The following is a 14,411-nucleotide window of genomic DNA, read 5'->3' on the forward strand; positions in this document are numbered from 1 at the left end:
AGGAATAAAGTAAATCTCGGAAGGGACTCAGTCGCAGTCTAGCAAGTCGATTGCAATCGTACATGCATCGGATGACGCCACGCGAATCGTTCGCGAGGCAAAACGTGCAAAAATCAAAAAAGGCGAGAATCAAACGGCTCCGTACGCCAGCATCGCTTCGGCGATTTTGACAAAACCTGCTAAGTTGGCACCGTCAACGTAATCGACATGATCTCCCTTCGTTCCGTATTGAACGCACTTTTCGTGAATTTCTTTCATGATGCTTTTAAGCTTTTCGTTGACTTCCGCGTGGGTCCATTGCAACCGTAGCGAGTTCTGGCTTTGTTCGAGTCCGGACACGGCGACGCCGCCTGCGTTGGCGGCCTTGGCAGGACCAAACAAGATGTTGGCTTCACGAAACGCCTTCATCGCTTCGAGTGTACTCGGCATGTTCGCCCCTTCGGCAACCGCGATGCAACCATTTTTCAGTAGTACGGCAGCGTCTTCGTGCTCGATTTCGTTCTGAGTCGCACAAGGCAGTGCGACTTCACAAGGAATATGCCAAGGCCGCCGGTCCGCATGGAATGTGGCTTTACGATACTTTTCGGCGTATTCCGAGATGCGTCCACGCTGCTTTTCTTTTAATTCTTTGACAAAGGACAATTTTTCTTCGTCGATCCCGTCCGGATCGTGAATGACACCTCCGGAATCCGACAGAGTCAGTACTTTGCCCCCCAATTTACCCACCATTTCGGCAGCGTAAATTGCCACATTACCGCTGCCGGAAATGCAGACCGATTTTCCTTTGACCGAGTCACCGAGACGATTGAGCATGTTCTCGCAAAAGTAGACACAGCCGTATCCTGTTGCTTCGGTTCGCACCAGACTTCCGCCAAATGACAAGCCTTTGCCGGTCAGTGTCCCAACAAACGTATTGGACAATCGCTTGTATTGACCAAACAGATAGCTGATCTCGCGACCTCCGACTCCGATGTCACCTGCGGGAATGTCAGTGTCCTCGCCAATGTGTCTATGCAGTTCAATCATCATTGAGTGACAGAACCGCATCACTTCGTGCTCACTTTTTCCCTTGGGATTGAAGTTGGATCCACCCTTGGCACCGCCCATCGGCAGTCCCGTCAAACTGTTTTTGAAAATCTGTTCAAAGCCAAGAAATTTCAAAACGCTTTGCGTCACCGAGGGATGGAAACGCAGACCGCCTTTGTAAGGACCGATCGAGTTGTTGAACTGAACTCGCCAGGCGCGGTTCGCACGAAAGTTGCCTTCGTCGTCTTCCCAAGTCACACGAAAGATGATGATGCGATCGGGTTCGGTCAAACGCTCCAGCAACTGAGCTTGTTTGTACCGCGGGTGCTGCAAGATGAACGGCATCAGCGACTCCGTGACCTCGCGAACCGCTTGGTGAAATTCGTCCTCACCCGGGTTCCGTTTGACGAGACCCTGCATGAACGATTCTACTTCTTCGCGTACGAACTTTAACATGATGAACCTCGTCGTTTGGGGTGAGTGACCACTCCTATTCTAGACGACGGGAACGCTGCAAAGTTGTATTTTGTCGCTGATCGCTCCGCGATCTTAGCGATCAATGTGGGATAGGCATCTAGCCTGTCATTACCCTCTCAACAAGCCTGGAAGCCTATCCCACACGGGGCAAGCCTAGTAGCCTATCTCCGATTTTACTTCGCAGTTTTGGCCAAATCCGCTCGTAAACTTTTCAGTTGGGCGACCAAACGCGATGACTCGTACTCGGCCCTTCGTTTTAGATCCTTCTCGAGACGATCAGGGTAAATGAACTGTTTGCGACCCGAGGGCAAGCATGAACAAATTCCCGTCACGTCGGGGTTCCCGAGTTGCTGGATCCGCTTGTGCAGTTCCGAGTCGATGTGCGGTTCCGAGTCGAGAGGTTTGTTTTCGAGTTTTAGCTCGGTCGCGATCGTCTGCATCGCCCAGATGACTTGTCGAGCGGCGTCATAGGTCAATAACTTGCTTTTCGGCGTCGTCGCGAGGCCTCGCAGTACCGCCAGTGCAATTCGAGCATCCACAGGCTTCTGTTCAATCGCATCAATCGCCGTCGCGATATGATCCCGTAGCACTTCGGCTTTCGCAGCGATCAGGTCGGGATTGCCGAACGGTTGATCACTAAAGAGTTGCTCAATTTCACTCTCGAGACTTCGTGATTGCCCCAACGTTTCTTTGCCAGAAAACAGATAAGCAATTGTCAGTAACGCATCGGGCCATTCGTTTTGTCGCGGACGCCCAGGGGCGCCGACATAGCCGCGTCGTTGTCGTTCACTGTTGGATCGCAACTCGTGATGGCAGGCTGAGCAATCGTAAAGTGAGTAATCCGCCCAGTCATGTGCCGACGCGGATTCGATATACAGATCGAGCATCCGTTGCCGAGCCACCAAGGCTCCGATCAACATTTTGCGTGTGTTCCAGAACAGATCGCCTGCGTTGGTCGCCCCGAGCAGTCCAGGGTAGTTGATATTGAAATAGTCGTTTCGCTGAGGGTAATCGGCCAGCGACTCGTACAACTGTGAAGGCGTTTGCCAATGTTGTGGCATCTCGGCGCAGAACTGCTGAAGTTCGATCGAGGGTATCGGAGGATGCCCTGCCGCGTACATTTCATGCGACACAAACATGTGTTTCGAGCGGTTGCCAACGTGGCAATCGAAACACAATTGGGCTTGGTTGGACGTGTCGACCAAGTTTCGCAATCCGGCAGTCGATTTTTCTTGAGGTGATTTCAATCGCCATTTTTCGGGCACTTGATGCGGCGTGATCCATTGATCGTTTTTGCCCTCTTGATGACAGTACAGACAATCGATGCCCAGTTGAGCGTTATCGAGGTCTGCCAAATCAAACCCGCTGGCTCCGGCGTGATAGCCGCCGTGACAAGTCAAACAATGATCGCGAAACTTGGCGTAGCCATCCTCGGTCGTGACCGAGCCCGAACCCCATAGTTTGTCACAGATGCGGCGGCTGAGCAGATTGCTTTGCCCGATCCACTCTTCGGGAATGCTTTCGAGTCCGACTTTGCTGCGATCAATCGTTTCGCCGCGTTTCTTGTACCCTTCGATTGCTTTTTCGATTTGAGCATCGAGCCGGTCGTACAGTTTTAAAAGTTCGTCTTCGCTCTGTTCGGCTGCGAAGGGTTCAATCCGCCGGCGAGCGATCGTGTGCTTGTCCTTTTGCAACCAGTGCATCATCTCGCTACGTCGGCTGAACGAGGTGAGATCGCCGGAGCGTCCGCTATCGATATCGGCGTCGCTCGGCCCCATCACGTGGCAACTAACGCATCTTCCAACCGGTTTCGATGCAACCCACGACATATAGACCGGGTCGCTCAGTTTTTCTTCGCGCGTCAGTTTGTCCGGGGTTGCTTGTCGGCAGTCAAGCATGATGCCGGAATCGTCAGTGTGTTTTTCTTCGCGTGTCAGTTTGTCCGGAGTTGCTTGTGCCACACAAACCGAACTGGTCACTACGGATAGGACAAGCGAGATCCCGGCGGAAATCCGTCGTGCGAGAAAGGGAGTAGGTACCATTTTGTCAATTCTTTTATGCAAAAAATCAATTGTCCGATTCGTCGGGCGACCGGGCGTCTTGCATCTGTCGTAGTTCTTCGAGTAGCTCTTCACGTGTTTTCGGTTTTCGCTCCGGCTTTGGAGGCGTCTCCGGTTTGCCATCGGCATTCTTATTTTCTGCTGCCTCAGCTTGTTTGGCCTCGGCGGCTCGTTGCTCGTTTAATTTTTTCCAGCGTTCATTGATCCGCTGGATCATCTCTTGCAGTTCGTTTCGCAGTGCTTCGGTCGTTGCTTCGTCGTCTTGTGGTTCTTCGCTGATTTGCGATTGGTAAATCGGACCAAGCCATCCGGCAAGTTCGATTCCAAGTTTTGTCGCTTCGGCACGACTGAGCGTCGGACCGCTTTCGTTACGTTTGGAGTAGCGGCTGACGTCAATCATCTCAGGATAGCGTAAACCGACACGCAGCGGTTGTGCGAGATCGTGGGCGGGGCCTTTCCATCCGCCGGGCCAGCTTTCGCGAGCGGCGACGGCGGCTAAGTAAAACTGCACCGCCGATTCCCAAGTATGCCAGGTTTGCTGTTTTCCGGCGGCTGCGGCGACCAGCTGCCCCAATCGATCGCTGCGGAATTGGGCTCGCTCGAATTGGCCTGCGGGGCCGTCAAACCATTGGGAAAGTGACCTGCGGGCCTGTAGAGCCAACTCGGCGACGAATCCGGGGTCTGCTTTCGGTTGCGATTCCATCTGCAACTGCACTCGGTTGAGCGATTCGAGTAATTCAAAATCGTCAGGCGTCGCGGCACCCGTGTCGATGCGGTAATGGATAAGCCAGCGAATACCCGCGTCATTCCAAGACGAATACAACGCCACCGCTTTGCGATCCGGCGTTACCGGGGCTCGATCGTTGTCAAAGCCAAGGTTGTGATGGCACGAGGCACAGTCATACGAAGCCAATTCGGGCCATTGGCTAACCGAATGCGATTTGGCGGCTCGCGTTTCGAGCAGAGCCAGTGACGCGTCGGTCGCTGCAATTTGCCCGGCCAACCACAGCTGGGCCTCGTAATAGGTGCGGTCTTTGGCTTCGGCATCTCGCCAATGTTTGGGTTGCCAAGCGTGAAAGGTCGCCAATTCGTAGCGAAGTGCCGGATGACCGGCTGCGATGATGTCGTGATTCATGTCACGATCTTTGTCACCGACATGACACGACGCACACATCCGCGCACGCACGTACAGGTCTCCCGCGTCGACAAATCCTTCGTCGCTGGCGAATTGAGGCGACCAATGGTGTTGAAAGTGTGTCCCGATCCATCGCTCGCTCGGGCCGTGACACGACGAACATCCCACCCCTTCCCGCTGGAATGTGTTGACGTCGTCGGGGCTATTTTGATTGCGATGAGGAGCTAACTGGGCCATGTGGACAGCATCGCTCAGGCCCATGTGCGTGTCGCGATTCGTGCGGGGTTCGTTGTAGCGGCGAGTCGAATTGTGACACGCCATGCAGTTGTCAAAGCCGACTTGATCGATGATTTGGTCGCCATCCATGATCTTCAGACGCTGCATCATCGCCACGCTTTCGTCACTACAAATCGTTTTCCAGCTTTGAGCGTGCGGGTCATTGTCGAGCCACAGTTGGTATTCCGCTCCACGTCGCACCGTAGGCTGGGTGACCCCAGGCCGCGGGCCAGCGTGGCAATTGGATGTCGCACACGAGGCGGCACTGTTGACCATCAAGTCTTGGCGAAGAATTGGATAATGCAGTCGATCCAGTGTGCCGAAACTAAACGTCCCCGTGGTGCGAAAATGCGACGAAACAACACCGGGATTCAGAATGTGAGCAGAGATTCCTTCTGAAACGCGCGCCGTGGATGGCAACGGCTGGGGCGTCATTATCGACTGGGGCGTTCCCTGCAGCGTAGGAATCGGTTCTTGAGCCCGCGAGTGAGTCGTTGCGAGGGCCATCCCGATCCACAACAAAGTGCAAACGCTCGTTCTTTTCTGATGCCACATCACGCGACTTGGGGTTAGACGAAGAAGGTTTTAATGGATACCCCCCAAATTACCTTAGACTAGTACGATAATCGTTGATCGGCAAAACAACAGCGTTCTCTCGACATTTTATGGGGATGCGGTGCGAAGATTGACGACTACCCATCACGGGGGTTTAATAGGGTTGCTCTCCGCGGGATGTATCGATCCTGACGACGGGCGATCTTGTCACTTACTCTTAGGTGCTATCTGACGTGCTATTGAACCGCAGCCAAACAAGATTGCATCTGATGTTCCTGATTCCGACGTTGGTCGTGACTCTCGGCTGCATCATCTATTACTGGCTTGAGTCTTCTCAGGCGAACCGTTGGGTTGGCGGTGGCAGTCGAGCCGGATTGTTGTGTGGTATCGCCGCCGGTTCGATCATCGTTTTCGAAATGTTGCTTTGGCCACGAAAGGCCCTTCGTCGTTTGCGGTTGATTCCAGCGAAATATTGGATGGCTGCCCATCTTTGGTTTGGCTTGGCTTCGCTGCCGTTAGCGATCGTGCATTGTGGGTTTCATTTAGGCGGATGGTTGCCTGCCACCTTCATGGTGCTGTTCGTGTTGTGCATCCTCAGCGGAATCTATGGATTAATCGTACAAAACATCCTGCCTCGCTGGATGTTGCGTAATCTGCCAGGCGAAACGATCTATAATCAAATCGACTATGTTTCGCAGCAAACCGTCGAAGATGCTCGCCGATTATTGCTCAGTGCATGTGGTCGTCGCATCGGAGGTCCCGATGACGCCGACGAAGAACGTGAATTTGAAGCGGTCAAAGCCGGAGCGATCGTCGTTGGTGCTGTACGTCAGTCAGGCAAAACACGTGGCCGGGTGTTGGAGACGCGACAATTTGCGTCGACCAACACGGATGGCCCCGCGTTGTGGAATGCGTTGGACGAAATTCAACCTTTTTTGCTTCACGGTAATGAGGCGAAAACGCCGGTGAACGATCGACAACGTGCGAGTGTGTGGTTTGACCGGCTTCGCAGTGCATGCGGCGAAGAAAGCGGTTCGATCGTGAATATCTTCGAAAGTTTTTGTGATCAACGTCGCCAATTTGATACCCAGTCAACCGTTCATCGTTGGCTCCATGCGTGGATTCCAATTCATATTGGATTGTCCGTTGCTGTGACCGTTTTGTTAGCAGCCCATGTTTGGACTGCGCTAAAGTATTGGTAAATGATCGACAATGCGTGAAACGGGAAAGCAAAGATCTCAGCGAATTCAAATCGATTACTACCGTCGCCGCGGTGGACTGCATCGGTTTCGCACTCTCTGTATAGCAGTGGGCGGTATCACTGCATTGCTGTACGCATGTTTCGTCGTGGCGGGTTCGGCTGGCAAATCTCATCTCAGCACGGGGCCGGTGGCGATTGCCCATGCGTCGTTTGAAAACGATTGCAAGCTCTGTCACCAAAACTTTACTCCCATCAGCGCCGAAGCCTCTTCGTTGGACGTGAAGCCAATTGGCGTAAATGCGGTTAAGTCGATCAAACATATCGAGACCGCTTGCCAGTCATGTCATCAAGTCGGCAACCACTATCGCGAAACGATGCGGGACGAGGCAAAGTTAGTCGACCAGAATTGTGCAGGTTGCCATGTCGATCACCAGGGCCGCGATCACAATCTGAGCCTCGTCGCCAACGAACGTTGTGCTTCGTGTCACGCCAATCTCAGTTCAGTGTGTTCCGCCGCACCGACGGTCAATGCCAATGTGGTTGCGTTTACGAAAGCGGACCACGGGGACTTTGCTTCGCTGCAGAAGCCCGACCCAGGCGTCGTGAAATTCGATCACGCTCAACATATGCGACCCGGACAAGTTGATGCCGGACAACGCGGCGAGATGACGTTGGCGATGCTTGACGAATCGCTGCGTGATCGGTACCGGGTCGACGGACAAGATGATTCCGCGGCGGTGCAGTTGGACTGTGGCAGTTGTCACCAGATGGCGGGCAACCCCGGCGGTGCCAATACGCTGGCGTCCGACGGCGAGTTGGGTCGATATATGGCGCCAGTGTCCTTCGAACAACATTGTTCGGCATGTCACTCGATGAACTCGGGGGCCGCGACGGCCGATACGACGCCGATCCCTCACGCGGTACCCTGGTCCAAAGTCGACTTATTGTTGGCAGCAACCATTGATGGGGTGCGAGCGACCGGTCAAGCGAGATCTCCTCGCGGCGATGCACGAACGGTCGCTGTGCCAGGTGAAGGACTTGGGAAACCCGCGACCGGTGAGTCGGTCTCTTCGATCGTCGACGTTCGCTTGGCAAGAGAACGAGTGCAGTCACAGTGTTTGAAGTGTCATGATGAGGCTTCGGTTACAGACGAAGCTATCCGTGCATCGCTTGGGAATCAAAGTGCCGAGATGATCCCAGCGAGATGGTTCGAGCATGGGATCTACGATCACGCGGCACATCGCCGAATCGATTGCAAATATTGTCATGCAGCGGCCTACAACAGCGACACAGCGGCGAAACCGGCCACCGATCAAGACGTTGTGATGATCGCCGGGATTGAATCGTGCACTGGTTGTCATCGTGATTCCGAGTTGCCGGCGCCCGCTTCGCTTGCGTCGTCCGACACGGTTTCGCTTTTGGGCGGTCATCCGACTTGGGCGTCGGATCGCTGCACGCTTTGCCATCGTTATCATCCGCCGGGCGCGGTGACGAAGGTGGAGCGATGAAACGCGTGTGGAGCGTTCTGATTTGGTTGGGGCTGATTGGGTTGGCGATCAGCGCCACTGCGACGGCTGCCGAGCCATCACCCTTTGTTGGGAATTCGTCGTGTGCGACTTCAACTTGCCACGGCGGCGCGATCGGTCGCGGTCCAGCTTGGAATCACTCACTGTCAACGTGGCTTGCAAACGACCCGCATGCCAATGCCGGACGGTTGCTGTATGACCGTGATTCGCAAGCGATCGTCAGCCGGCTAGATCGTTCTGCGTCGGGCTCACGCGAAGCCTACGACGCGGTGCTGCGAAAACGGTGTATCAGTTGCCATACCACTGCAACTGCATCACAAACTGCGGCCAATGGAAGGTTGTCTGTTGAGTTTCTCGCCTCCGGTGTTACCTGTGAATCGTGCCACGGAGCGGCCGGGGCCTGGCTTGTTTCGCATATTCATGCCGATTGGGATTCCGCGACGAACGAATCGATGCGTGAGATGGATTCGATCATCGGCAGAGCGGAAACCTGTGTTCGATGCCATATCGGATCGCGAACCGAGGACGGCTTGGTTCGTGACATGAATCACGATTTGATCGCGGCAGGACATCCGGCGCTGCGGTTTGATTTGCCGATCTATCTGGCGAATTTGCCGGCCCATTGGGATTCCCGTCGTGATCGAGAACTTGACGCTTCCCATGTTCGGCTTCGCGCCGTAGGACGTGCGGTCAATCTCGCCGCGGCAGCAAAACTGTCCTCCGAACGCGCCAGCGACCATTTGCAAGACCCGACTGTGCCGTGGCCTGAATTGTCTGATTATGACTGCTTCGCGTGTCACCAAAGTTTGTCGATCCGCGAGTTCCGAGTGCCACCATCGAATAAAAAGAAATCGCCGCTGCACGTCAGCGATGGACTGCCAGTCTGGAATTCATGGCACAGCGTGAACCAGTTGGAGCTTCGCGATAATGTGGCGTTACTCGAAAAACTTTCGCCCCATCGCAGTGATCCGAAACAGATTGCCGCCAGTGGCCAGTCATTGGCGGTCAAGTATCGCAAACTTGCCCAGCAACTTGCCACCGAGACAATCGATCCGCATCAAGAGTTGAAGTCGATGCAGGAGCGACTTCAGAATCAGCCGCCTCCGGTGGATTGGCATCAGGCGGCGATTGAGTACTTGGAACTTGACGCGTTGCTGCGTGATTTAAATGCGTCGCAAGCTCCCGGTTCGTTGAACGAGCTCGAGCATTCGCTGCGATTTCAACCTGAACCCAGTCCAGACAAAAACGTATCGCTGCATTCCCCGGCCGATTTTGACTCTGCAAAATTTCGTCAAACGATTCTGCGTATCTTGCAATCGCAATTGGCGTCGACCCTAAGCCAAGCGAACCCCGAGTAAATAACCACGATGATCATCCCAGCTTTACACGAACGGCAATCCAAACGTGGCGGATACCTGACGCATGCGGATATGGAATCGGTGGCAGAGGAATTGGGCATTCCGATGCACCGCGTCAATGCGTTGGTCACGTTTTTTCCGCACTTCCGCACCGATCCGCCACCGAAGGTCGAAGTTCACGTTTGTCGCGATATGAGTTGCCATTTAAATGGTTCGGTCCCGATGATCGAACGCGTGGCCGATTGGGCCGAGAAAAAGTATGGCCACGATGTCGAAGTCTGTGGCGTATCGTGTCTAGGACGCTGCGATCGTCCTCCGGCCGCGATGGTTAACGAACAACTGATTGCCTGTGGTAGCGAAGCGGGGATCCAGCAATCGATCGATGCGCTCATGCAGGGACAACAACCCGAATTTAATTCGGACTGGGAACTTGCCAAAGCGAAGGTCGGCAAGTGGGACATGGATATTTACGGAGGCAGCGGGCGTTACGAGCGAATTCGCGAGTACATCACGGGCGGTGGCGATCCCGATAAAGTGCTCAAGGCTCTCGAGAACGCGGGCCTGCTGGGGATGGGGGGCGCCGGTGGCCGAGCCTACTTGAAATGGGGCGACGTGATGCGTGCCGAGAGCAGCACGGGCGAAAAATTTATTGTCTGTAATGCCGACGAAAGTGAACCGGGAACTTTCAAAGATCGCGAGATCCTGTTGGCCGCTCCCTACCTGACGATCGAAGGCATGATTCTGGCCGCCTTGGTGGTTGGGGCGACTCGCGGTTGGATCTATATTCGGCACGAGTATCCGGAACAGATCGAAAAGTGCCGCGAGGAAATCGCTCGCGCCGTCAAGCTTGGTGCCTGCGGTCGTAATATTTTCGGCAGCAGTCGCTCATTTGAACTCGATGTCTTCCCCAGTCCTGGCGGTTACATTTGTGGCGAACAAACCGCATTGATCGAAGCGATGGAAGACAAACGGGCCGAACCGCGGAACCGGCCTCCTGAATTGATGACCAACGGTTTGTATGATCAACCGACTCTGCTCTCCAACGTCGAAACGTTTGCCTGGGCACCCGCAATTTTGAAGGACGGCGGCGATTGGTTTGCCAGCCAAGGCGTCAAAGAAGGACCGTTGACCGTCGGATCGAGCCCAGCGATGAAAGGCAAACGGCTGTTTTCGATCAGCGGTGATTTGAATCAACCGGGCGTCTATGAAGTTCCAACCGGTACGACGCTCGGCGAACTGATCGACGTTCATTGCGGAGGGATGAAAGATGGCAAGACGATCGCAGCGGTCGCGCTCAGCGGCCCCTCAGGCGGATTGCTGCCGCCCAAAATTCCAGTCAAATTCCTCAGTCGCCGATTCGTCGATGCGAACGTTCCTGAGGGAGTGACAGAGATCGATATTCGTGATTTGCCGCTGGATATCAACGTGTCACGAGCGGTGGGCTACATGCTCGGTGCTGGCATCGTGATCTATGGCGAAGGCTGCAATGTGTTAGCCGAAGCGGTCGCCAACAGCCGTTTTTATCGAAACGAAACCTGTGGCAAATGTGTCCCCTGTCGGATCGGGTCCGAGAAAGTCACCGAGATGGGCGAGCGGTTACTTGCGGGTGATGTGACTCGCGAAGAGTTCGATACGTTCGAACCGATTGCGTTGGGACTGAGCGGTGTGATGCAAGCGACCAGCATTTGTGGACTCGGGCAAGTTGCCAGTAATCCGCTGCAAACGTTTTTGAAATTCTTTCCTGATTTGGCTCGCCAAGCGTGTCGTAACAAACCGTCGGAAGTGGCGAAATCATGAGCAACGAAATCGATCCCAAAGACGTCGCAAGCGTCAACTTTGATATCAGTGATCTGCCGGGACAAGTGGTTGCGGAACAGGAAGGTCTGTTTGCACGTGACGTCGACGGTCAATTGGTCCGTGTTCATAAAGCGTCCGCTTCGGAGTTGGACGAAGATGTCACGTTGACGATTGATGGTCGCGAAGTCACGGTCAAAAAGGCGGTGCCGACGCGAGATAGCCAGGGCAACGTCATTCGTGATGCGACCGGGGCACCGAAACCGCGTTACACCACAATCTTTGACGCGACAAGCGAAGTGTTTGTCCGTGAACCCGGTGACGAGCATCCGATCCCAACGCTTTGTCACAAAGAACATCTGCCTCCCGTCGGTGTGTGCCGCGTGTGCCTTGTCGAGGCGACCGAGATGACTCGCCGTGGACCGCGGAAACAATTGGTTCCGTCCTGTGTCCAGCGAGTTTCCAACGGCATGATCGTCAACACGATCAAGAGCGAAACCGACAAAGACGCCGCGGTGCGTGTGAAAGCCGCCAGCCAAACGGTGGTCGAGCTGTTGATTGCGGACCATCTGCCAAGTTCGCAGTGGTCGGCGCCTGGCAACGAGTTGGCCGCGGTCGCTCGGCGGATGGAGATCGATGCGTCTCGTTTCGCCCCCCGCTCGCTCGAGCGAGGGCAGGACGACAGCAGCAAAATGATCGCCGTGGATCACGATCAATGCATCATGTGCGGTCGCTGTCAGCGAGGATGCAATTGGATCAAGGGCAACAACGTGATCGGCCGTGGCGGCAAAGGGTACGAGTCGCATATCGCCTTTGATCTCGAAGATCCAATGGGGCAAAGTACCTGCGTTTCGTGTGGTGAATGCGCGGTCAGTTGTCCAACTGGTGCCCTGCAGTTCCAGCCATCGTTCATCGAAACCCAGATCAAACGGGTTCGCGATGACATGGTCGCCGAGAATAAAGATGGCGACATCGTGACGGCCGACGAGCTGATTCATTATCCGCTGTTCTCCGGCATCCCTTACAAATTTTTGCAGTTCAACGGTGCCGCAGTCGTTCGCCGCATTCTGAAAGAAGGCGACGTGTTGTGCCGCGAAGGCGAATACGGCTCGACCGCGTTTATCATCCTCAGCGGTGAGTTTGAAATTTTTCTAGCGACCACACGGGGTGCGGTCCGCAACCGATCCGCAGGCGGATTGTTCGGATGGCTGGGCGGTTTGAAAACCGTGGTCGAAAAAGTGGGCGGACGAGCGAAGTTGGCCGATGTCAGCGCCGCCCAACTCTCCGAGGATCAACGGATTTTGCGTAATAGTGATGACGTGATCTTGGGCGAGATGACGTGTATGAACCGTTATCCGCGAAGTGCAACCGTGGTCGCGACTCAGGCCGCCGAAGTACTCGAGATCAAACGCAATGTGTTGTACATGTTGCAGCGGAACGAAGTGAGCCGCGAAATTTTGGATCGTGCGTATCGCAAGTATTCGCTGACAGGCCAAATTGAATCGCTGCCGATTTTTGATTCGCTCGGTGAGAGTGAACGAAAACAGGCCGCCGAATTTCTGCGGGACAAAGCCGATCTGATCTCGGTCGATCCGGGCCAAGTCATCTTTGCCCAAGGCGATCAGGCTGACAATTATTACGTCAATAAACTTGGCTTCGTAAAGGTCACGCAAAAATACGGCCGCGACGAGCGAGTGTTAAGCTATCTCGGTCCTGGCAATGGATTTGGCGAAATTGGTTTGCTTTCGAGTATCGGCGATACACTTTCCGAATCTCTTGGTGGAACGGTTCGTCCCGGCGTGCGTACGGCGACCTGTTCGGCGTTGGATCACGTGGAATTGATCCGGATTCGTGGCGAAGATTTCCGTAATCTGCTCGCCCAATTTCCAGAACTCAAGGACTCGCTCGCCGCCAAAGCGAAGTTCATTCTCGAGAAAGACCAGGAGGCTCGCAGTCGACTGCAAGCGGTCGAATCGGAGGACTTCCTGGATCAAGGATTGTATTTGGCGCAAAGTTTGTTGGTTTTGGACCTCGAGCGATGCACCCGATGTGACGAATGCACCAAGGCATGTGCCGACACGCATGAAGGGGTGACCCGTTTGGTTCGCGACGGATTGCGGTTTGACAAGTTCCTGGTCGCCAGCAGTTGCCGGTCGTGCATGGATCCGTACTGTTTGGTCGGATGTCCGGTCGATGCGATTCACCGCGATGGTGATTCACTCGAGATCGCGATCGAAGACTACTGTATCGGTTGTGGATTGTGTGCCGACAATTGCCCGTACGGCAACATCAACATGCATGGTTTTCCAAAGCAGGAGGTCGATGCATCGGGCAAGCTGAAGACGGTCTATCAAGAAGTCGAAGGCAAGAAGATGCCGGTGGTCCAGCAGCGAGCGACGACGTGCGATTTGTGCCGCAGCGTCGATGGAAAACCAAGCTGCGTGTACGCGTGTCCGCACGAGGCCGCATTCCGGATGACCGGTCCGGAATTGCTAGAGATCACCAAGCGGGGCGACGCGGCGTGTTAAGCAAACTTGTCGACGTAGTAGCGGTACGGCGAAAGCCTGGACCGCTAAATCTTTAGTGTTGGCAAAGGATTTCGGGGGCAAGTTTTTGTTCCGGCAAATTCTTTAGTTACCTCGCCCCCGACGAAGTTGGGGGAAAGGTGGCTGAAATGCCAGCGCAACTACAAAGCCACTGCAACCCCAAAGATTTAGCGGTGTGGCGCAAGCCGCCCGGCCTAAATCGAACGTTTTACTCGCTGCAACCGGACGGCTCGCGTCGTTCCGCTATGAAGGAAAGCAACCGGTTTAGAACAATCGGCTTTCCTTTCGGTCGCGTTTCACGTCAGTGTTATCGCTTCCGTTCGTCTTGTCCGGGCAGAGCGAGCAACTGGAAACTACCAATGGAACTTTCCTTCACAATGGATCTCCGTTGCGGGTTTGTCTCTGTGCGGGGGGCGGCACCAACGTTCGCCTGAGACTTCGCTGGTCAACCCCAAGC

At 54.7% G+C, this 14,411-nt stretch carries 8 protein-coding genes; 5 read left to right on the forward strand and 3 right to left on the reverse strand.

What is annotated here, in order from left to right; translation table 11 throughout:
* Positions 1 to 129 precede the first annotated feature (129 nt).
* The 3 genes from gdhA to SH528x_RS04335 all read right to left on the reverse strand — a co-directional run bounded on the left by gdhA (position 130) and on the right by SH528x_RS04335 (position 5,529).
* Positions 130 to 1,482 (reverse strand): NADP-specific glutamate dehydrogenase, encoded by a 1,353-nt coding sequence (gene gdhA / locus SH528x_RS04325; protein WP_442509299.1) that lies wholly within the window; start codon positions 1,480 to 1,482, stop codon positions 130 to 132.
* Positions 1,483 to 1,676: 194 nt separating this feature from the next.
* A complete protein-coding gene (locus SH528x_RS04330; RefSeq protein ID WP_442509300.1) occupies positions 1,677 to 3,545 on the reverse strand; it encodes a hypothetical protein in 1,869 nt (622 codons plus the stop codon).
* A gap of 25 nt (positions 3,546 to 3,570) precedes the next feature.
* On the reverse strand, positions 3,571 to 5,529 hold the full coding sequence (locus tag SH528x_RS04335) for a hypothetical protein (RefSeq protein WP_442509301.1): 1,959 nt from the start codon (positions 5,527 to 5,529) through the stop codon (positions 3,571 to 3,573).
* A 269-nt stretch (positions 5,530 to 5,798) separates the two neighbouring features.
* Here SH528x_RS04335 and SH528x_RS04340 point away from each other — a divergent pair, with 269 nt between their 5' ends.
* From SH528x_RS04340 to SH528x_RS04360, 5 genes are read left to right on the forward strand one after another with little or no spacing between them, the layout of a single operon-like run.
* Positions 5,799 to 6,731: a hypothetical protein gene (locus SH528x_RS04340; RefSeq protein ID WP_442509302.1), complete on the forward strand. Its 933-nt coding sequence runs from the start codon at positions 5,799 to 5,801 to the stop codon at positions 6,729 to 6,731.
* A 10-nt stretch (positions 6,732 to 6,741) separates the two neighbouring features.
* Positions 6,742 to 8,238, forward strand: coding sequence for a hypothetical protein (locus SH528x_RS04345; RefSeq protein ID WP_442509303.1), 1,497 nt, complete (start codon positions 6,742 to 6,744; stop codon positions 8,236 to 8,238).
* Positions 8,235 to 9,614 carry a multiheme c-type cytochrome gene (locus SH528x_RS04350; RefSeq protein ID WP_442509304.1) on the forward strand — a complete coding sequence of 460 codons (1,380 nt, stop codon included), beginning with the start codon at positions 8,235 to 8,237 and terminating at the stop codon, positions 9,612 to 9,614. Before SH528x_RS04345 ends, SH528x_RS04350 begins: the two co-directional genes overlap by 4 nt.
* Positions 9,615 to 9,623: 9 nt before the next feature.
* Entirely contained in the window at positions 9,624 to 11,411 is a 1,788-nt protein-coding gene (locus SH528x_RS04355; protein WP_442509305.1) for an NAD(P)H-dependent oxidoreductase subunit E, read from the forward strand.
* Positions 11,408 to 13,936, forward strand: coding sequence for a cyclic nucleotide-binding domain-containing protein (locus SH528x_RS04360; protein WP_442509306.1), 2,529 nt, complete (start codon positions 11,408 to 11,410; stop codon positions 13,934 to 13,936). Before SH528x_RS04355 ends, SH528x_RS04360 begins: the two co-directional genes overlap by 4 nt.
* The last annotated feature ends 475 nt before the right edge of the window (positions 13,937 to 14,411 follow it).

Source organism: Novipirellula methanifontis, from assembly GCF_052161655.1.
Taxonomy (GTDB): Bacteria; Planctomycetota; Planctomycetia; order Pirellulales; family Pirellulaceae; genus Novipirellula.